Source organism: Pseudogracilibacillus sp. ICA-222130, from assembly GCF_037892545.1.
Taxonomy (GTDB): Bacteria; Bacillota; Bacilli; order Bacillales; family Amphibacillaceae; genus Pseudogracilibacillus.
Map to the genome: position 1 here is coordinate 1 of NZ_JBBKBG010000009.1, position 19,850 is coordinate 19,850.

Consider the following 19,850-nt stretch of genomic DNA (forward strand, 5'->3'; position numbering starts at 1 on the left):
GAAATCATTTTGTTTCTACATATAAACAAAATGATTTTTTATTCAGTTTTAATTTTAATAAATTGTGACAAAATGTAATTCAACCTTTTATACTATGAACGATTACATAATCTTTATAACACATTTATGTTTGTGCGCATTTTTGGGGGGAATTGTAGTGAGAAAATGGCTATTATGTTTTTTATTTTTATCTTTATTTATACTTAGTAGTTGTTCCTTTCAAACGCCTAACCCTACAGATGAGTTAAATACATATTTAAACCACTGGAAAAATGAACGCTTTTCAGATATGTATGACATGTTATCTGCGGAATCGAAAGAACAATATGAAAAAGAAGAATTTATTCAAAGATACGAAAAAATATACGAAGATATTTCTGCTAATGATTTAAAATTTTCATACATTCAATTGTCGAATGATGAATTAAAAGAAATAAAACAAAATAAGGAAGGTAAGATTCCATTAGAGGTTGAAATGGATTCAGTAGCAGGGATTATTACATTCGTACAAGATATTGATGTAACGTATGAAGAACAAGATGAGGAGGAAAATTGGGTCATTGATTGGGATCCCGGATTAATTTTCCCTGAACTTGCTGATGGCGGGAAAGTTCAGATTGACGTGGAGAAACCTAAACGTGGTGAAATTTTAGATCGTAATAAAATGCCATTAGCAATAAATGATATTGCTTATGAAATTGGTATTGTACCAAAAGATTTTGAAAGTGAAGCAGATGAAAAAGAAGAAATTGCCCGATTACTCGGTATCTCTGTTGCAAAAATTGATGAAAAATTAGATGAACCTTGGGTAAAAGAGGACTTTTTCATTCCTTTAAAAGTTATACCTAGATCAGCAAAAGATACATTTAAACAGCTAACACAAATCCCAGCTATATCTTACACAGAAACATCTGGTAGAACTTATCCTGCTGGCCATGCTGCAGCACATTTAACCGGTTATGTCGGAAAAATTACGTCGGAAGAAATGAAAAAGCATAAAGATAGAAATTATAGAGAAACAGATTTTATTGGAAAACAAGGATTAGAGCTAACCTTTGAGGAAAAGCTTCGTGGTGAAGAAGGCATTAAAATTTCTGTTATTAATGAAGATAAACATAAAACTACTATTGCAGAAAAACCTGTTAAAAATGGGGAAACGATACAATTAACCATCGACGTTAATGCACAAGATAAATTATATGATTCCCTCGAAGGGAATCCCGGAACCGCTGCTGCTGTCGATCCAAAAACGGGAGAAATAATTGCAATGATAAGTAGCCCTGGATTTAATCCAAATGATTTTACTTACGGAATTACACAAGCTAATTGGGATGAATTAATGAACGATCCATTAGAACCATTTGTCAATCGCTTTGCAGCAACATATGCCCCTGGATCTGTTATGAAAACTATCACTGCTGCCGTTGGATTAGAAAATGGCGTAATTAAACCAAATGATGGTTTAACCATCAATGGATTAACTTGGGGAAAAGAAGACTGGGGAGGACAAACAGTTACAAGGGTTTCAAGTTCTGGTGGTCCAGTCGACTTGCGAGATGCGTTAATTCGTTCCGATAATATTTACTTTGCACAGCAAACTGTTAAAATGGGGTCCAAAAAATATGTCGAAGGTTTAAAGGAATATGGTTTTGAAGAAAAATTACCTTTACCAATTACGATTCGACCATCACAAATTTCCAATGACGAAGAAGGTATTCGAGATGAAATATTATTAGCTCATACGAGTTATGGACAAGGTGAAATTGAAGTAAGTGCACTTCATGTCGCCTTAACATATACGCCGATTATAAATGATGGAAATATGGTAAAACCAATTCTTTTAACTTCTGATAAAAAAGGACAAGTTTGGAAAGAAAATGTCTTAAGCAAAGAACATGCGAAAGAATTACATGATGACTTACGCGATGTTGTTCGAATGGGTACCGCAAAAAATATTAATGATGAGAAGTTCCCAATTGCGGGGAAAACCGGTACAGCTGAACTAAAATCAACAAAGGATGGTACTGGTTCGGAAAACGGTTGGTTTGTCGGTTATCATGCAGAAGATAAAGATCTTATTATTGCTATGATGGCTGAAAAGTCAGAGAGTATAGGTACGAGTAGTTACGCTTCTAAACAAGTACAAAAAGCATTAAAAGAAATTAAAAAAGGAAAATAACTTTTTATACACTACTATTCATGTATATAAACCATTGGATAGTAGTGTTTTTTCATAGTTTTTTAAACAAAAAAGAGAACTCCTATTGTCCAATAATAGAAATTCTCTCATTATAATAATTTAGTTAAATATTGAAACATTTTCTCATCCTTCTCATCTAACGCTTTATCTATTAAACGTATAATATTTTGTTTTTCTAATTGTTTTATAATGCTTGAAGTTTGATCATCAATTTTCTCTTCATATTTTTTCTGTTTTTCCATTTTTTTATCATAATACGGCTTTATAATATCATCTAATTGGTTCATAAAGTCCTCTAACGTTGTTAGCTTTTTCATGGTTAAATACACAATATCTTTCCCATTTTGGAAGGCAAATTTTGTCTCCGTATTTACAACTTGCTTCGTCTTTCGATTAACTAAAATTTCTTGTCCTTCTATCGGAATAAAATGATATACCTTTTTATTAATAATTAACGAAAAATACTGATACGCTAAAATAACTCTAATATATTCACTATTCATCTTTATATAATAAGGTTTTAATAATTTTACTGTCACCATTTTGCCACCTCCTATATAACTTTTATGGTAGTTGATTAATTTTACTATATTTTCTGAATAATTTCAATAGTTTTATAACGTTTCGTTTTAATTTTCTTTCTTTTTATTGGCATATAGTCGTAATATGTTATCAATTTGTTGTTGTACGAGCTTAATTTCTTTTAGTTGGTGAACTCCATCTTTCATTTCTTGCTTATAAGCCTTTTCGATTCGTTGAATTTCATCCGCATATTTTTCATCTGTTCCAGGTGTTAATGCAATATCATATAAATCAATAACGATATCTTCTTTTCGCGTAGGATGAAATTCATGTGGAGGGGTACTATCAAACATACAAAGTTGCAAATCTCTAATAATAATCATATCAATACTATCCGGATCGAAACTACAACGATACAGTTCCACATCTAAATGATAGGTGATACATTGTTCCACAATTTGTTTCATAAAATGTGATTTCCCGGTTCCTGCTCTTCCTTTTATAAAATAACGATGTTGTAAAGGTTCAATTAAAGCTTTCACATAATCTGTCGTACCATCAGGTGTTTTCGTCCCAAATAGACGTTCATATATAACCGCTTGATCCTTTTTCTTCTGTACATCCGAAAATAACTCTGTAATAGTACGATTAATTTCCGCATCTGCTTGTTGAAAACTCATTTCATTTAAAAATAAATTTTCCAATGTATCATGAATCATTAAACTCTTTTCAAACTTTTCATACGTTTTCTCACATATTTGCTTGATGGAATCTTCTAATTGTTCTATATCCTGTAATAGTGTTTGGTCCATCCCTTGAGTGAAATCTATTAGATTAACTTCCCTGTTAATATAATAGTCATCCATAAAAGCGATAGAATAGTCTCTTACAATAATACCCTCTATGAAATTTTTTCCAAAAGGACTCATCACCACTTCAACTTGGCCAAACCCGTCAAACATAGCAATAACATCTTGAAGTAATTGGGAGGTTAAAGAAAGGGAAGGGTGTTTGAAAACATATACATCCTCCACATCCTTCGCATTCGATTCCCAATAATTTACCATTCCCTTTGCTGTATGGCCCCTTGCATAATAATACAACTTATTCTTCAACATTAAACACCTTTCATTTCATCAAGATACTTATATCGTATGATTCTAATAAAGTATATGTGCTCTTTTATAAATTTAGTACTTCTCTTTCTTCATCTGTAAAAACACGTGATCTCGTTAAAAATCTTTTTCCTTCTGGACCTTCTAATGAAAACATGCCGCCTCTTCCATCGACAACATCAATAATTAATTGTGTATGTTTCCAATACTCATATTGATCTTTGGACATATAAAATGGTGTATCGTCAATTTCACCTAATAAGACATCAGATTCCCCGACTCGAAACTCTCCACGCGGGTAACACATCGGAGAACTACCGTCACAACATCCGCCGGACTGATGGAACATTAAATCACCATGTATCGCCTTCAATTTTTCAATCAATTCTATCGCCGCTTCTGTCGCAACAACTTTTTCTACCATTATCCTCACCTCTCCGATTTTTATACGGAAAAACCCGTAAACAAGTCACTTTGTGGGTGACCTGTATATAGCATACTCCCACTTTCCTGTTTACGGGTTTTTCCAATTGATATTTAATTAAAATAAACCTGTTGGTTCTTCACTATAGCTTACTAACAAGTTTTTCGTTTGCTGGTAATGAGCTAACATCATTAAGTGTGTTTCTCTTCCAATACCAGATTTTTTGTATCCACCAAATGCTGCATGTGCAGGATATGCGTGGTAACAATTCGTCCATACACGTCCAGCTTCAATATTTCGTCCAAAACGGTATGCCTTATTCGTATTACGTGTCCAAACTCCTGCCCCTAAACCATACAAAGTATCATTTGCAATCTCTAATGCTTCTTCATCAGATGAGAATGTTGTAACCGCTAAAACAGGGCCAAAAATTTCTTCTTGGAAAATACGCATATTGTTATTTCCTTTAAATACTGTTGGTTCTACATAATATCCACTATCTAACTCACCTTCTAGATTATTTCGGTTTCCACCAACTAATACTTCCGCACCTTCTTCTTTTCCAATATCTAAATAAGATAGAATTTTTTCTAATTGTTCTGCCGAAGCTTGTGCTCCCATCATCGTCTCCGTATCTAACGGATGACCAATTTTAATTTGTTTCACTCGTTCGATAGCACGTTCCATAAATTGATCATAAATATCTTCATGAACTAATGCTCTTGATGGACAAGTACATACTTCCCCTTGGTTTAAAGCAAACATTACTAATCCTTCTACGGCTTTATCTAAAAATCCATCCTCTTCATCCATCACGTCTTTGAAGAAAATATTCGGTGACTTCCCACCTAACTCTAACGTTACAGGAATAATATTTTCAGATGCATATTGCATAATTAATCTTCCTGTCGTCGTCTCCCCCGTAAATGCTATTTTAGAAATTCTACTATTGGAGGCTAATGGTTTTCCTGCTTCGACACCGAAACCATTTACAACGTTTAATACTCCTGCTGGTAATAAATCACCAATGATATCTAGTAATATAAAAATGGAGGCTGGTGTTTGCTCGGCTGGCTTCAATACAATACAATTTCCTGCCGCTAATGCCGGTGCAATTTTCCATGTTGCCATTAAAATTGGGAAGTTCCAAGGAATAATTTGTCCCACTACCCCTAACGGCTCATGAAAATGATATGCTACAGTATCATTGTCAATTTGACTTAATGTTCCTTCTTGAGACCTTATTGCTGAAGCAAAATAGCGAAAATGATCAATCGCTAATGGAATGTCTGCTGCCAATGTTTCTCTTACAGCTTTACCATTGTCCCATGTTTCTGCTACTGCTAATCTTTCCAAATTCTCTTCCATTCGATCTGCTATTTTAAGTAAAATATTCGCTCTTTCAGTTGGAGATGTTTCGCCCCATCCTTTTTTCGCTTTGTGCGCCGCATCTAACGCTAATTCAATATCTTCTTTTGTCGATCTAGCTACTTCACAAAACACTTTACCAGTAACAGGTGTTACATTTTCAAAATATTGACCATTCACTGGTGCTACATATTCTCCTCCTATGTAGTTATCATATTTTTCCTTAAAATTAACAATTGCTCCTTCTGTATTTGGATTTGCATATCTCATACTCCATCCTCCTAACCTATATTTGTAATCGCTTACAATGAGTGAAAACACATTGTAAACTTAATTTTATCTTAACAGTAATGAATTGTTTTTTCAATTATTTGAATCTTTTATCCACCAATTTTTTGTGAAATTTTACGAACCTATAAATCTTTTTGTGATCGACGAACAAGGTACCATGACGTAAACCTTCCCTTTTTTCACCGTTAAGAGATTTAAAAAATCACTCGGTATAAAAACGAATAGTGTACACGAGCGATTTTATGTTTGTCCATTATTTATTTCTGTAGTACATATCGATCTTTCCCTGCTTGATATCCAAATAGTAATACAGCAATTAATATAATAATGACACCAACTAATGGTATCGTCCAATTATGTGTAACATCGTACAAATACCCTGCTACAATCGGACCAAACGCTGCTACAATATATCCGACAGATTGCGCCATTCCTGATAATTCAGAAGCATCTTTTGCATTTTGGGCACGAATGGATAAAAACAGGAGAGATAACGCAAAATTCGCGCTAGAACCAATTCCAATAATCATTACGGAAATGAGCGTAATCGTCCAACTCGTCTGTAAAATTAATCCTATCATTCCAATAATAAAAAATATATTAACGAAAAGAACAATCAAACTTTGACGTTTAAAACGAATGGCAAACATTGGAATCGTGAAACTAACAGGAATGGCAACAAGTTGGAACAAAGCTAAAACAAATCCAGCATTTGTTGGATTTAATCCATCATCAATCATTATTTCAGGTAGCCATGATATTAATATGTAAAATAAAGAAGATTGCAAACCCATGAACAGAGCGATTTTCCATGCAAAACCATCCTTCCAGATTCCACCGCTTCGTTGACCATATTCCAAATATGGCATACTAGATTCCTTTTCTCCTTTTTTCCCCTTTAAAATAAATAGCCATACAATAAAAGCAATTACCGCTGGAAGGACCCAAATGAATAATGCCCATTGCCACCCTAATTTCATTCCTTCAGCAATTGGCACGCTTACTGCCGAACCAGCTGTTGCAAATAACGACATCGACGTTGTATACAAACTTGTCATTAATGCCACTTTAGCTGGAAAATTTTCTTTGATCACACCTGGTAACAAAACATTCAACACTGCAATTCCTAGACCGACTAATAATGTTCCTGTAAATAAAAAGAACGATAAGGAAATAGTCCGTAAACTAATACCACTAATTAAAATAAGTAAGCCTATCGTTAAAGTGATTTCGTTCGTCCATCTATTAGCTATTCTCGGAACGAGTGGAGACATGATTGCAAAAGCAATTAAAGGCAAACTCGTCAAAAAGGCAATTGCCCAATTCGGAAATCCTATATCATCTCGTACCATACCTATAACCGGTCCAACCGATGTAATGGCTGGTCTTAAATTAAATGCAACCAAAATGATTCCGATAAATAATAGTATTTGTCTATGTTGTATATTATTATTTTCTTGTTTCATAGGATACCCCTTTCTAACAATTAATCATAACATACAACGAATAATTATAGGTCCTGTTTGTTTTTCGTTTCGACATATTTTTCAATGTTCAACACGATATGATTCATGGTATAATACGAATGATGAGTTAGAGGAGGATTTATATTGGCAGAAAAATTAGTATATAAAAATAGAATCAATAGGATCCGAAGCTTTGCATTAAGTTTAATTTTCATTGGAATTGGCGTAATGTATATCGGAATTTTATTGAAAAAAACACCATGGTTAATGGTGACATTTTTTGTCCTTGGGATTCTATTTATCATTTTTAGTACGGTCGTTTATTTCTGGATTGGTTTACTTTCGACACGGGCGATACCAATTATTTGTCCAAGTTGTGAAAAACCAACTAAAATGCTCGGGCGTGTAGATGCATGTATGCACTGTCGTCAACCATTAACATTAGATAAAAATCTAGAAGGAAAAGAATTTGACGAAAAATATAATAGTGCTGCATATCGTAAACAGTTAAAGAAAGAAAAACAACAATCGGAATAAATGGTGAGAAAAATGAAAAATATATTGCTACAATTTGATTTTAAGCAAACGAGCGATCAAAATTCGGTCGTTTTCACAGATCCTTTATATATGATCACGACAAATAAATTAGATGAAGTAGATTTTTGTATGAAACAAATCGAACAAGCTATACAAAACGGATATTATGTAGCAGGATATTTTAGTTATGAAGTGGCATATTCATTTTATGATGTAGACATCAAACATCAAAATGAGTCTATGCCACTTCTTTCCTTCGGTGTTTTTTCATCCCCTACATCTATCCCAAAAAGTGATTTATTTGGTGAATACGATGTAACAAACTGGAACATGAAAGTAACGAAAGATGATTACGAAAAAAATTTCCAACGTGTCATGGAAGCAATTGAAAACGGTGTAACGGAACAAGTAAACTACACGATTCCTTTTGAAGCAAATTTCACTGGTAATAGTTATCAATATTATCAAGATTTAAAAAATGCACAACAATCTCTTTATAGTGCTTATTTGCGTTTCGATGATGTGGATATTTTATCTGTTTCTCCAGAATTATTTTTTCATTACAAAGAAGATGCGATCAAAGTTCGTCCAATGAAAGGTACGGTTAAACGAGGCAAAACATTCGAAGAAGATCAAAAAAATTATACGTATTTACGTTCATCTGAAAAAGATCGATATGAAAATAAGTTAATCACAACATTAATGGAGAAAGAACTCGAGCAAGTAGCTGAAAAGGATTCGATTCACGTGACAGAGGCGTTTACAGTTGAAAAATATCCAACTGTTTATCAAATGACATCAACCATTATGGGAAAAGTAAAAGAATCCATTACGATAACAGAATTGTTCAAGCGATTATTTCCTTGTGGTTCTATTTCTGGCACACCAAAAAAGGCGACTTTAAAGTTAATCGCGAATGTAGAGCCGTATCCACGTCATGTATATTGTGGTGCCATCGGTTATTTCAGTCCACATAATGAAGCTATTTTTAATGTACCGATACGTACTGTTGCGATTGATCGACAAAATGGGATTGCTACCTATGGTGCAGGTGGGGCTATAACGAGGAAATCTACTGTTGAAGGTGAATATGAAGAGGTTCATACGAAAACAAATGTATTAACCTATAGAGAACCGCCATTTCAATTAATTGAAACGATCGGTTTACAGGATGGGGAATGGCTTTTTTTAAAAGAGCATAAAGAAAGATTAAAAAATTCGGCAGCCTATTTCGACTTTGCCTTTTCATTAGATAAACTTGATGCCATTTTACAGCAATATAAAGATAAACACCCTACAGGTCTTTTCCGTCTTCGTTGTTTATTATATCCAAATGGACACATAAAACATGAAATTTTTCCTTTAAAAGCAACGAATAATGTAAAAGTAGTCTTAGCTTCGAATAGCATCGATAGTCATAATCCATTTTTATATCATAAAACAACTAACCGTCGTTTTTATGAAGCATTTCAACACGACGATTATTTTGATACGCTACTATGGAACGAACGTGGTGAAATTACGGAGTTTACCATCGGAAATATCGTGATTGAATTAAATGGTGAAAAATTTACCCCTCCTGTTACTTCCGGACTGCTAAATGGTACGTTTCGTAGGCGACTTGTACGAGATGGTGTTGTAAAGGAAAAAGTTCTTTTCAAAGAGGATATAATATCTGCGGACGCTATTTGGTTCATTAATAGTGTACGCCAATGGATCAAGGTAGAGCTAGTTAATATCTAATTTTCCGTTTTTTCAAAGTTACATATTATGATCCGCCTCTATAATCGTTAAGCAATGATGGAGGTGGATTTTTCTTTATTTTTAATAAGTGTGAATCTAAAATAATTCGGCTCATCACATATTATATACGATATGAGGTAAATTTCGAGTGTATAAAAAATGGCCATGTTCTACCTTTATAGGCAAACATGACCATTTTTTTAATATAAAATTCTTTACGTTCTTATTTTATTGTACTTTAGTTTCTGAACACTCTTTACACTTACCGTATAATTCCATACGATGATGACTTATATCAAAGCCACTCACTTTTTCCGCTAATACTTCAATTTCGTCTAAAGGAGGATAATGGAAATCTTCAATCTTTCCACAAGTTTCACAAATGATATGATAATGCTCATGCATATTACTATCAAATCTACTTGATTCATCCCCATATGTTAATTCTTTCACTAAGCCAATTTCACGTAAAATACGTAAATTATTGTAAACTGTTGCAACACTAATATTCGGAAATTTCGTTTCTAGTGCTTTGTAAATGTCATCTGCTGTTGGATGTTCCATCGACGTAAGTAAATATTCAAGAACCGCATGACGTTGTGGTGTGATCCGAACGCCAGACCTTTTTAATGTTTCAATCGCAATTTGCATCTTATCGTCTAGCATCGTCATGCACCTCACTTTCACTCAAATTTTCATAATCCATGCAGATTATAATGATTATTAATAGTGTACATCCTCTGATGGCTTCTTGTCAATTTATAAACACTTTCAATCGATAATAAGTATTAAGACAAATAGACCCATCCACATGTCATTCAAAACAAATGAGAATTTTATATTCTATTGAGAATTACATATCAACTTGTAATGGAATTTCTGGTCCACCTAGTTCATAGTTCACATATCTTGCTGCAACAAATAAATAATCAGATAAGCGATTTAAATACGAAATGGACAATGTGTCTTGTAGTTCATCTTGTACAGCTACAGCCATTCTTTCTGCGCGTCTTACGATGGTACGTGCTAAATGTAGTGCACTAGATGCATTATTCCCAGAAGGCAAGATAAACTGTGTTAATGGAGGTAGAATTTCACTCCATTCATCAATTTGTTCTTCTAATTCTGTTATATGCGCTTCCTTTAACTTCCATGCAACTTCACGATCACTCGGTGTTGATAATTCAGCACCAACATGGAATAATACGGTTTGTACTCTGTACAGCTTTTCTAAAAATGCTTCTTTTTTATCCCAATCTCGTTCATGGATATAACTTAATGCTAAACCTATCATAGAGTTTGCTTCATCACATGTACCATAAGCTTCAACTCTAGAATCGGTTTTTGCCACACGTTTTCCATATACAAGAGAAGTTGTTCCTTTATCACCTGAACGTGTATATATACGCATCCTTCTCCCCCTTTTATGATAGCTCTTTTACATCTTCTAATGTTTGAGCGATATGTTCTTTCACTTTTACTTTACGGTATACTTTTTGAACGATACCTTCCTTATCAATAATAAAAGTAGAACGTTCAATCCCGTAAAATTCTTTTCCAAACATTTTCTTTAATTTCCACACACCGTATTGTTCTGCCACTTCATGTGTTGTATCTGCCAATAATGGGAATGGAAGATCATGCTTATCGATAAATTTCTGATGTCGTTCTATCGGATCTGGACTTATTCCTAAAATAACCGTATTTATATCTTTAAATTGTGTATAATTATCTCTAAAATCACATGCTTGTGTGGTACAACCTGGTGTCATATCTTTCGGGTAAAAGTATAAAACGACGTTCTTCCCACGGTAATCTGATAACGTAATTTTTTCACCATCTTGATTATCTAATGTAAAATTAGGTGCTTCTTTTCCTACTTCCACTGTCATCCTAAATACCTCCATTTTATTTTACAAGTATTTCTTTCATCTTATCATATACTAGAAAGGGATTTCATTTTAAAAAGATTTTATCATTACGATGAACCATTAAAATATTGCCGAAAAATTTTTTCAGGCAATATAGGTGTTTCTATAAAAGCACTCTGTTTATGAAGACGTTCTGTTAATTTATGTGCATCTTTTCCATATGGCCCAACATTTAACACTGGTGCTTGTAATTGTTTCATCGCTTCAAAAGGGATCGAATATCCATTCCCCCAACGTGGACAATTAATGGCATATGTTTTCCAACCTTCATCATGTATATCATAATTCACATAACTTAAATCACAAATACCGTTAAAATAATGAATGTGTGATACTTGTTTCTTAAAATCCTCTTGCATCGTTTCCTTGATAATGGTAACTAGTTTTTTTATCCCATTGTCATTTGAACTATTGACTGCTGGATAATATGGTGGTGCAAAAAAGAGAATGACAATCGGAGCTAATTCTTTACAGCTTGCCATTAATCGGTCGACCATCATCGTAACTGCCATTCGATCATCAAATATTTGTTCTTCCAATTGAATCAAATGACGTATCTTTCCTTCCCCATATTTTTTTATCGCATAAGCATATAACTGCTCATATGTCATCACATTGATGTTTCCAATCGGGGTTATATGTTGACGTTCACATAATTGATGATAGGATCGCTCACATTTTTCTATTGCTTGTTGAACAATCCGTTCAAATTTTGTCATAACATCCTCAGCTGATTGCTTCATCACTTGCACATTAAAATATGCTGCAACATGGTGGGACGTTTGAGTAGAGTAATCTTTTTTCAAATCGACTACTTGTAAACAGGTTGGCAATGGTGTTGTTTCTCCATAAACCGTTTCTTGAAATTGTTCATTAAATTCCATTGCACTCGTTATAAACGATGTCATATAATGCGCATTTATACCATTTAAAGGTTCACCTGCATGTGTTTCAATTCCGTAACTTAATGCAGTTGGCATTAATTTCCCGATTGACCCTGTATATATATAATAAGATAAATCGTTTGGCTTTTGCTTAAAGGATGGTTCACTATTTAAAAATAGAATAAATGTTAATGATTGAGTCTCTTGTAATGTTGCTATATATTCCACAGCTGCCCTCATACCATCTGAATTCACCTCTTCATCTGGTACACTTAATAATAATATGTTGATTGGCCATTGCTCGATGGACGCTTTTTCTATTATCGAAAGATGCAAGGCCAATCCCATTTTCATATCCATTGTGCCTCTTCCAAATAAATATGCTTCACTTTGAAGGTCAGCTCGTACTTCCGAAGATACATCATGTATGTTTTCAAATAATGCTTGCTCTAACGCATATGGGTCACATGCGATCCTTTCTAATGCCCCATATTCTCTCGTATGAACGGTATCAAAATGACTCATTAATACGATCGTATTGGCTGTTTTTTCTGTACGATATAATGCACTAACTGCCTGTCTCCCTTTCTTTGCATCGATGAGTTGAATATGTGTCGGGTTATGGACAAAATAAGGTACGTCCATTATTAACTCCTGCAAAAATTCTGGAAATTTCTTTTCTCCTTCCGTCCCTGTTCGACTCTCAAATTTCACTAATTGAATGAGTAACTGTTCCAATTGCTCTCGACTACTCCATTTCATTTGTTTCACGATAGGTTCCCTCCACATATAATGACTTATGCTATAATTATACCAAACATCATTGTCGAAACATTCCTAATTCAATGAAATGGAGGGATTTTTATATGAATAAGAGTGAAAGAGTGATCCAACAAACAGAAAAATACGGTGCAAATAACTATCATCCATTACCTATTGTCATTCATAAAGCAGAAGGGGTGTGGGTAGAGGATTGTGAAGGAAATCATTATATGGATTTATTAAGTGCCTATTCTTCTGTCAATCAAGGACATCGTCATCCGAAAATTATCGCTGCTTTAAAAGAGCAAGCAGAACTTGTCACCCTTACATCTCGCGCATTTCATCATGATTTATTAGGTCCATGGTACGAAAAGATATGTACCTTAACGAATAAAGAGATGGCACTTCCGATGAATACTGGTGCTGAAGCTGTGGAAACAGCAATTAAAACAGCTAGAAGATGGGCATATGATGTAAAAGGAGTGCCAGAAAATAAAGCAAAAATTATTGCATGTGTAAATAATTTTCACGGTCGTACGATGGCAGCCATATCTTTATCATCGGAAGAAAGTAATCAAAGAGGATTTGGCCCATTATTAGAGGGATGTGTAACAGTTCCTTTCGGTCATATAGATGCACTACGTGAGGCAATAAATGAACATACTGCAGCCTTTTTAATCGAACCGATTCAAGGTGAAGCAGGGGTGAACATTCCTCCAACAGGATTTTTAAAAGAAGCATATGAATTATGTAAGGAACAAAATGTTTTATTTATTGCCGATGAAATTCAATCAGGTCTAGGAAGAAGTGGAAAATTATTCGCATCTGATTGGGATGAAGTGGAACCTGATATATACATTTTAGGAAAAGCATTAGGTGGTGGAGTTTTCCCTATATCTTGTATAACGGCAAACAAAGATATTCTCGGCGTGTTTGAACCTGGTTCACATGGCTCCACTTTTGGTGGAAATCCATTAGCCTGTGCCGTTTCTATAGCTGCATTAGATGTAATAATCGATGAAAAATTACCCGAGCGGTCCAATGAACTAGGTACGTATATGATGAAGGAATTAAAGAAGATCCACAACCCGATGATAAAAGAAGTCCGTGGCAGAGGTTTATTTATTGGCATGGAATTAACGGAACTTGCCAGACCATATTGTGAAAAATTGAAAGAAGAAGGGTTGCTTTGCAAAGAAACACATGATAATGTCATTCGCTTTGCTCCACCACTCATCATTAAAAAAGAGGATTTAGATTGGGCCATTGAAAGAATTAAAAAGGTACTATCCATATAAAAAATAAAAGAACAAACATTTTATTTACTAGGGAAACACGAAGTAATGGATCCTTTCTCCCCTCTTCGTGTCTCCCTATGTTGTTTGTTCCAATTTTCCTTGCATTATTATTCGTTCACAACAGTAGCCTCATTATGAAAATCTTGCACTTGATACAAGTCATAATAACTTCCACGCTTCCGTAATAATTCCTCGTGTGATCCAACTTCGGTAATTTTTCCATGTTCAATGACGACAATACGATCCGCATGTGTAATCGTCGCTAAACGGTGCGCAACAACAAATGTCGTTCTTTCTTCTGACAACTTACTTAATGCTTCTTGTATCATATGTTCACTTTCTAAATCAAGTGCGGATGTTGCTTCATCAAAAATTAAAATGGGCGGATTTTTTAAAAATACCCGAGCGATCGCAACTCTTTGCTGTTGCCCACCAGATAATTTTACTCCTCGTTCACCGACTAATGTGTCATATTGATTAGGTAGTGACATAATAAAATCATGTGCATTAGCCTTTTTTGCCGCTTCGATTACTTCTTCATCTGTCGCTTCAGGATTCCCCATTCGAATATTCATCGCAATGGATTCACTGAATAAAATATTGTCTTGTAACACCATACCAATATTATTTCTTAATGAACGTTGGGTCACATTCCTTACATCATGCCCGTCAACAGTTATCGAACCTTTTGTTACATCATAAAAACGTGGAATTAAGCTAATAAGTGTGGACTTTCCACCACCACTCATTCCAACAAGCGCAATCGTTTCCCCTTTTTTCACATGTAAGTTAATGTCGCTTAATACGTCTCCATCTTTTGCATCATAAGAAAAATGTACATCTTTCAACTGAATATTCCCTTCCACACGTCCCAGTTGTACAGCATCTTTTTTATCATCAATGTCATACGTTTCATTCATGAATTCAAATACACGATCAATCGAAGCGATAGATTGTGTCAGTACAGTAGAAGAATTAATTAAACGACGTAAAGGACTGTACACTCTTTCCATATATCCAGTAAAAGCAACCATCGTCCCAATCGTTAAATTACCATGAATCACTTGATATCCTGCAAAAGTGATCACGAGTAATGGTGCTAAGTCTGTAATCGTGTTCGTCACAGCAAATGTTTTTGCGTTCCAATCCGTATGTTCTATTGCTTTATCTAAAAAATGTTTGTTTCTTTTTGCAAATTGTTCCTGTTCATACTCTTCTAAGGCAAAACTTCTCGTCACCGATATACCTTGTACACGTTCATGCAAATGACCTTGTACTTCTGCTAAAGCTTGGGAACGTTGGCGTGTTAAATCACGTAATTTTGCATAAAAATATTTTACCGAAAAACCGTATAGTGGGAATAAAATAATAGAAACAATGGTTAATTTTACATCCATCGTTAACATGATTACAACTGCAATAACGATGGTCACTAAATCTAACCAAACGTTCATCAATCCTGTGACGACAAAGTTTTTCGTTTGTTCGACATCATGAATGACACGAGAAATAATTTCTCCTGTTTTACTATTTGAATAATATTTCAAGCTCAAGCGTTGAATATGATCAAATGCCTTGTCCCGTATATCAAATAAAATTTTGCTACTTACTAATTGCGCTAAATATTGACGTAAATATTCGATTGGTGGACGTAATATTAGGAATACGCCAAACGAAATTCCCATCAACCATAATAATTTGGTTGTTTTTGCTGCTTCTGTCATATCCCCTTGGATAATATCATCAATGACAAATTTTAAAATAAGAGGAATAAATAATGGAATCGCAAACTTAAATATTCCAATAACAATAGTCCATATAATTTGACCCATATATGGTTTTACAAACTTCATATACTGCTTAATACTACTCATGCTCTCCATCTTCCTTTTCGATAACTTGTAACCATTTTTCAATAAATGATGGATGAAATGGACCTTTTCGCATTTCTATCCACTCGATTAATATTTCCTTATGCTCCATTACTTTTTGAACGACTGCTTCCTCATAATGGTATTGTTGTTGATGAAGCAAAAAATCTTCTTCATCCATTATGTTATAAGCATATGATTCATCCACGATGATGTCGAGATCATAATCGATATACGTTATTTTTTTGTTGGCATACATAAATGGTGAGGCCATATTACAATAATAATAATAGCTTTCACCAAACAATAAAATAATATTGAACCAATAACGATCATCAAAGTAAAAAATGGCTGGTTCTTTCGTTCGCCATCGTTTTTTGTTTCGTTCTACTACCATCGTGCGATTATTCTTTCCAATTACGATATTTGTATCGGTATATAAAATTTCATTCGTTTCCCAACGACGATGAAGGGACTTATCATGTTTCAAACTCTCGATTGAGATAGTCGAACCTTTATTCATGTAACATACACCCTTTCTATTGGATGTATTACCAAGTATACCATGTTGTATGTTTTAAGAAAGTTTGCTGTTTGTAAATGGGGTATGTATAAAAGGAAAAAAGTACAATGAGAGGTCCATTTTGAACCTTCTCATTGTACTTTTATGTTTATGGGGCGTGTTCACTTGCAGTTTGCTTTTATTTACTGTTTGTTTTGTTGCGATTTTTGATTTTGCTTTTTCACTTCCTCCGCAGTTGTTTCTTCTGCGAATTCCGTACCGTACTGTCCAGGTTGTGCTTGGGCTGAACGTTCATTTTGTTTTCTTACTTTTTGCACGTTCGTCCCTGCTTTTGACTTTTTCGGCATCGCTATCACCTCCGCAGTACTTACGTTTCCCAATTCACCAAAAAATATCCGAATTTTCATCAAATATATTGCTTAATTTTTAAATGGGAAACAGAAATTGGATAACTATCTAATGCTTCTTTTTTTACAAATTGGAATGTCGAAGGTTCTAAAAATGTATGAACTGTCATATCATAAACGAATAAATCCCATTTTATATGACTAAAAATATGTGTTATATTTTCTAACTGTCGGTTTATTGTCACCTTCATTTTTAAATTTTTTTCGACCATATTTTCAATCGAATCGATGGTAAGTAGTTCTTTTTCTATCATAGGAAATTGCCACATATTTGCTAGTAACCCTTCATTTGGCCGTTGTTCAATCGCAATATTTCCTGCTTGATCACGAATAATAAACGTATAATAGGCAATTTGCTTCTGTTTTTTCTTTTTTAATTTAATTGGTAAATCAGTTTGTATGCCTAGTTCAAATGCTCGACAGTTTTCACGTACAGGACAATGCAAACAGCTCGGAGATGTCGGTGTACAAATAAGGGCACCTAATTCCATTAAACCTTGATTAAAATACGATGGATTTTCTTGTGAAATGATTTCTCGTACAATTGCTTCAAATTTTTTTCTCGTCCGTGGCTCACTAATATTATCCTTTATCGCAAGGACTCTAGATAGAACACGCATGACATTTCCATCTACTGCTGGTTCTGGGTCACCATATGCAATAGATGAAATTGCCCCTTTTGTATACGGACCAATCCCTTTCAATTTTCCGAGTCCTTCTGGTGTTTGTGGCATGATACCGTCATGTTCATTTACTACTTCTTTTGCTGCAGTATGAAGGTTTCTTGCACGTGAATAATACCCGAGTCCTTCCCACATTTTTAATACCGATTGTTCGTCTGCTTTCGCCAAATGAAAGATGGTTGGATATGTATCAATAAACCGGTTATAATAATCTATTACCGTATCGACCTTTGTTTGTTGCAACATAATTTCTGAAATCCAAATTTTATACGGATCTCTCGTTTCACGCCAAGGCAAATCCCGTTTGTTTTCATCAAACCATTTAATCAAGCGCTTTTGAAAAGAATTTTTGTCAAAATTATGTAATGTTTTTTCCGTCAAAATCTCACATCCTTATGGTACAATTATAATATGAATAAACATACTAATTTAAAGGAGGGTTTCCACGATTATGGATACTGGAACCCACGTTGTTATGGGAATTGCACTCGGTGGATTAGCAACAATCGATCCTATCGTTGCGAATGACCCTACACTTTTTAACGCTGTATTAGTCGGTACTGTTGTCGGTTCTCAAGCACCTGACTTTGATACCATCTTAAAACTTAGAAATAATGCTGTATATATACGAAATCACCGAGGGATTACCCATTCCATTCCAGCGGTGATTTTTTGGGGAATTTTAATCTCCTCGATCATTTATATTTTTGTACCAGAAGTTAGTTTTTTACATTTATGGTTATGGACGTTTTTTGCTGTGATCATTCATGTATTTGTCGATATATTCAATGCATATGGAACCCAAGCATTGCGACCATTCAGAAGAAAATGGATTGCCCTTGGGTTCATCAATACGTTTGATTCGTATATTTTCTTTCTACATGTTGCTGGAATCATTGCATGGGCATTAGGGGCAAATCCAGCACAAACATTTATTGTCGTTTACATTGTCATCGCATTATATTATGTAAAAAGATATTTGGATAAACGTAATATTGTACGAAAAATTCATGAATATTTCCCAGATACAGAATATATTGCTACTTCGCCAACGATGAAACAAAATGATTGGCGCGTGGCAATTACGACAAAAAATCGTTTTTATGTCGGAACCGTAAATAATGGCCATATTCAATTAATTGATGAATTTGAACGTGTCCCACTTCCGGATACAAAAATGATTAATATCGCCATAGCAGATAAAAATATTTCTGCTTTCCTTTCCTTCTCACCTGTATACCGTTGGGAAATCGTTGAAAATGACCGTTTCACAGAGGTCCGCTTCATCGATTTACGATATCGTGCAAAAGGATATTATCCATTTGTTGCAGTTGCACAAATAGATAAGGATGATCAAATTACAAACTCTTATACTGGTTGGATTTTCTCCGAACAAAAACTACAACGTAAATTATTATTTGGAGATAATGTAACATAAAACAAGCTGAGACAAGTTGTCTCAGCTCTTTTATTGTTTTACGACATCTCCTAATAATGAAATTGGCAATGCTTCTTCGAGCTCATGTATTTCCCCTAATAAATTGATACGATGTCCCCATGCCATAATGCCATTTATAAAATTAATTTTAAATTTATATCCAGGATCTCCTACTAATTGATGGGTATCCCCAGCATGAAATGAATCTGGATCTAACGTGTAAGATGTAACAATTTGAATTTTACGCTCTAAAATGGCTACCTTATTTACTTCTCCTAGCTGTTCTGCCTTTTGTCTTTCCTCCACTAGTTGTCCTAATTCTGTTCTTAATTGTTCCACTGTATAATCACTATAACGAATACTCATTTTTTCATCTCCTCTATTGTA

The 19,850-nt window shown here is 34.4% G+C and carries 19 protein-coding genes; 5 read left to right on the plus strand and 14 right to left on the minus strand.

The genetic code is table 11. The features are described from left to right. The first annotated feature begins 157 nt into the window (after nucleotides 1-157). Nucleotides 158-2,179, plus strand: coding sequence for a penicillin-binding transpeptidase domain-containing protein (locus tag WKT09_RS05760; RefSeq protein WP_340415117.1), 2,022 nt, complete (start codon nucleotides 158-160; stop codon nucleotides 2,177-2,179). Between the two features lie 110 nt (nucleotides 2,180-2,289). Here WKT09_RS05760 and WKT09_RS05765 read toward each other — a convergent pair whose 3' ends face one another. The 5 genes from WKT09_RS05765 to WKT09_RS05785 form a co-directional block, all read right to left on the minus strand. Then, nucleotides 2,290-2,742 carry an IDEAL domain-containing protein gene (locus WKT09_RS05765; protein ID WP_340415118.1) on the minus strand — a complete coding sequence of 151 codons (453 nt, stop codon included), beginning with the start codon at nucleotides 2,740-2,742 and terminating at the stop codon, nucleotides 2,290-2,292. An 87-nt stretch (nucleotides 2,743-2,829) separates the two neighbouring features. Further along, the gene (locus WKT09_RS05770) at nucleotides 2,830-3,837 is read right to left on the minus strand and encodes a hypothetical protein (RefSeq protein WP_340415119.1); all 1,008 of its coding nucleotides are present in this window, start codon (nucleotides 3,835-3,837) and stop codon (nucleotides 2,830-2,832) included. A 67-nt stretch (nucleotides 3,838-3,904) separates the two neighbouring features. Beyond that, on the minus strand, nucleotides 3,905-4,261 hold the full coding sequence (locus WKT09_RS05775) for a DUF779 domain-containing protein (RefSeq protein WP_340415120.1): 357 nt from the start codon (nucleotides 4,259-4,261) through the stop codon (nucleotides 3,905-3,907). Between the two features lie 117 nt (nucleotides 4,262-4,378). Beyond that, on the minus strand, nucleotides 4,379-5,899 hold the full coding sequence (gene adh, locus WKT09_RS05780; RefSeq protein WP_340415121.1) for an aldehyde dehydrogenase: 1,521 nt from the start codon (nucleotides 5,897-5,899) through the stop codon (nucleotides 4,379-4,381). 278 nt (nucleotides 5,900-6,177) lie between these two features. Continuing rightward, nucleotides 6,178-7,386 (minus strand): CynX/NimT family MFS transporter, encoded by a 1,209-nt coding sequence (locus WKT09_RS05785; RefSeq protein ID WP_340415122.1) that lies wholly within the window; start codon nucleotides 7,384-7,386, stop codon nucleotides 6,178-6,180. A 144-nt stretch (nucleotides 7,387-7,530) separates the two neighbouring features. Between WKT09_RS05785 and WKT09_RS05790 the strand changes: the two genes are divergently transcribed. Continuing rightward, entirely contained in the window at nucleotides 7,531-7,923 is a 393-nt protein-coding gene (locus tag WKT09_RS05790; RefSeq protein ID WP_340415123.1) for a YgzB family protein, read from the plus strand. 12 nt (nucleotides 7,924-7,935) lie between these two features. Next, entirely contained in the window at nucleotides 7,936-9,666 is a 1,731-nt protein-coding gene (locus WKT09_RS05795) for a chorismate-binding protein (RefSeq protein WP_340415124.1), read from the plus strand. A gap of 228 nt (nucleotides 9,667-9,894) precedes the next feature. Here WKT09_RS05795 and perR read toward each other — a convergent pair whose 3' ends face one another. From perR to WKT09_RS05815, 4 genes are all read right to left on the minus strand, one after another. Next, a complete protein-coding gene (gene perR, locus WKT09_RS05800; RefSeq protein ID WP_340415125.1) occupies nucleotides 9,895-10,332 on the minus strand; it encodes a peroxide-responsive transcriptional repressor PerR in 438 nt (145 codons plus the stop codon). A 187-nt stretch (nucleotides 10,333-10,519) separates the two neighbouring features. Beyond that, nucleotides 10,520-11,077 (minus strand): cob(I)yrinic acid a,c-diamide adenosyltransferase, encoded by a 558-nt coding sequence (locus WKT09_RS05805; RefSeq protein ID WP_340415126.1) that lies wholly within the window; start codon nucleotides 11,075-11,077, stop codon nucleotides 10,520-10,522. A 13-nt stretch (nucleotides 11,078-11,090) separates the two neighbouring features. After that, nucleotides 11,091-11,558 (minus strand): thioredoxin-dependent thiol peroxidase, encoded by a 468-nt coding sequence (bcp, locus tag WKT09_RS05810; protein ID WP_340415127.1) that lies wholly within the window; start codon nucleotides 11,556-11,558, stop codon nucleotides 11,091-11,093. Between the two features lie 86 nt (nucleotides 11,559-11,644). Then, the gene (locus tag WKT09_RS05815; protein WP_340415187.1) at nucleotides 11,645-13,243 is read right to left on the minus strand and encodes a M20/M25/M40 family metallo-hydrolase; all 1,599 of its coding nucleotides are present in this window, start codon (nucleotides 13,241-13,243) and stop codon (nucleotides 11,645-11,647) included. A gap of 104 nt (nucleotides 13,244-13,347) precedes the next feature. On the opposite strand from WKT09_RS05815, the gene WKT09_RS05820 reads away from it, so the two are divergent. Next, nucleotides 13,348-14,541, plus strand: coding sequence for an ornithine--oxo-acid transaminase (locus tag WKT09_RS05820; RefSeq protein WP_340415128.1), 1,194 nt, complete (start codon nucleotides 13,348-13,350; stop codon nucleotides 14,539-14,541). A gap of 107 nt (nucleotides 14,542-14,648) precedes the next feature. On the opposite strand, the gene WKT09_RS05825 is transcribed toward WKT09_RS05820, so the two are convergent. The 4 genes from WKT09_RS05825 to mutY all read right to left on the minus strand — a co-directional run bounded on the left by WKT09_RS05825 (nucleotide 14,649) and on the right by mutY (nucleotide 18,406). Continuing rightward, entirely contained in the window at nucleotides 14,649-16,415 is a 1,767-nt protein-coding gene (locus WKT09_RS05825) for an ABC transporter ATP-binding protein (protein ID WP_340415129.1), read from the minus strand. Further along, entirely contained in the window at nucleotides 16,408-16,935 is a 528-nt protein-coding gene (locus WKT09_RS05830) for a DUF402 domain-containing protein (protein ID WP_340415130.1), read from the minus strand. Before WKT09_RS05830 ends, WKT09_RS05825 begins: the two co-directional genes overlap by 8 nt. A 182-nt stretch (nucleotides 16,936-17,117) precedes the next feature. Next, a complete protein-coding gene (locus WKT09_RS05835; protein ID WP_340415131.1) occupies nucleotides 17,118-17,282 on the minus strand; it encodes a gamma-type small acid-soluble spore protein in 165 nt (54 codons plus the stop codon). Between the two features lie 59 nt (nucleotides 17,283-17,341). After that, nucleotides 17,342-18,406 (minus strand): A/G-specific adenine glycosylase, encoded by a 1,065-nt coding sequence (gene mutY / locus WKT09_RS05840; RefSeq protein ID WP_340415132.1) that lies wholly within the window; start codon nucleotides 18,404-18,406, stop codon nucleotides 17,342-17,344. Nucleotides 18,407-18,476: 70 nt separating this feature from the next. On the opposite strand from mutY, the gene WKT09_RS05845 reads away from it, so the two are divergent. Beyond that, complete coding sequence (locus WKT09_RS05845) at nucleotides 18,477-19,463, plus strand: metal-dependent hydrolase (protein ID WP_340415133.1); 987 nt, start codon at nucleotides 18,477-18,479, stop codon at nucleotides 19,461-19,463. 30 nt (nucleotides 19,464-19,493) lie between these two features. Here the strand turns inward: WKT09_RS05845 and WKT09_RS05850 are convergent, their stop codons facing one another. Then, nucleotides 19,494-19,829 carry a YfhH family protein gene (locus WKT09_RS05850; protein WP_340415134.1) on the minus strand — a complete coding sequence of 112 codons (336 nt, stop codon included), beginning with the start codon at nucleotides 19,827-19,829 and terminating at the stop codon, nucleotides 19,494-19,496. Nucleotides 19,830-19,850: the final 21 nt, after the last annotated feature.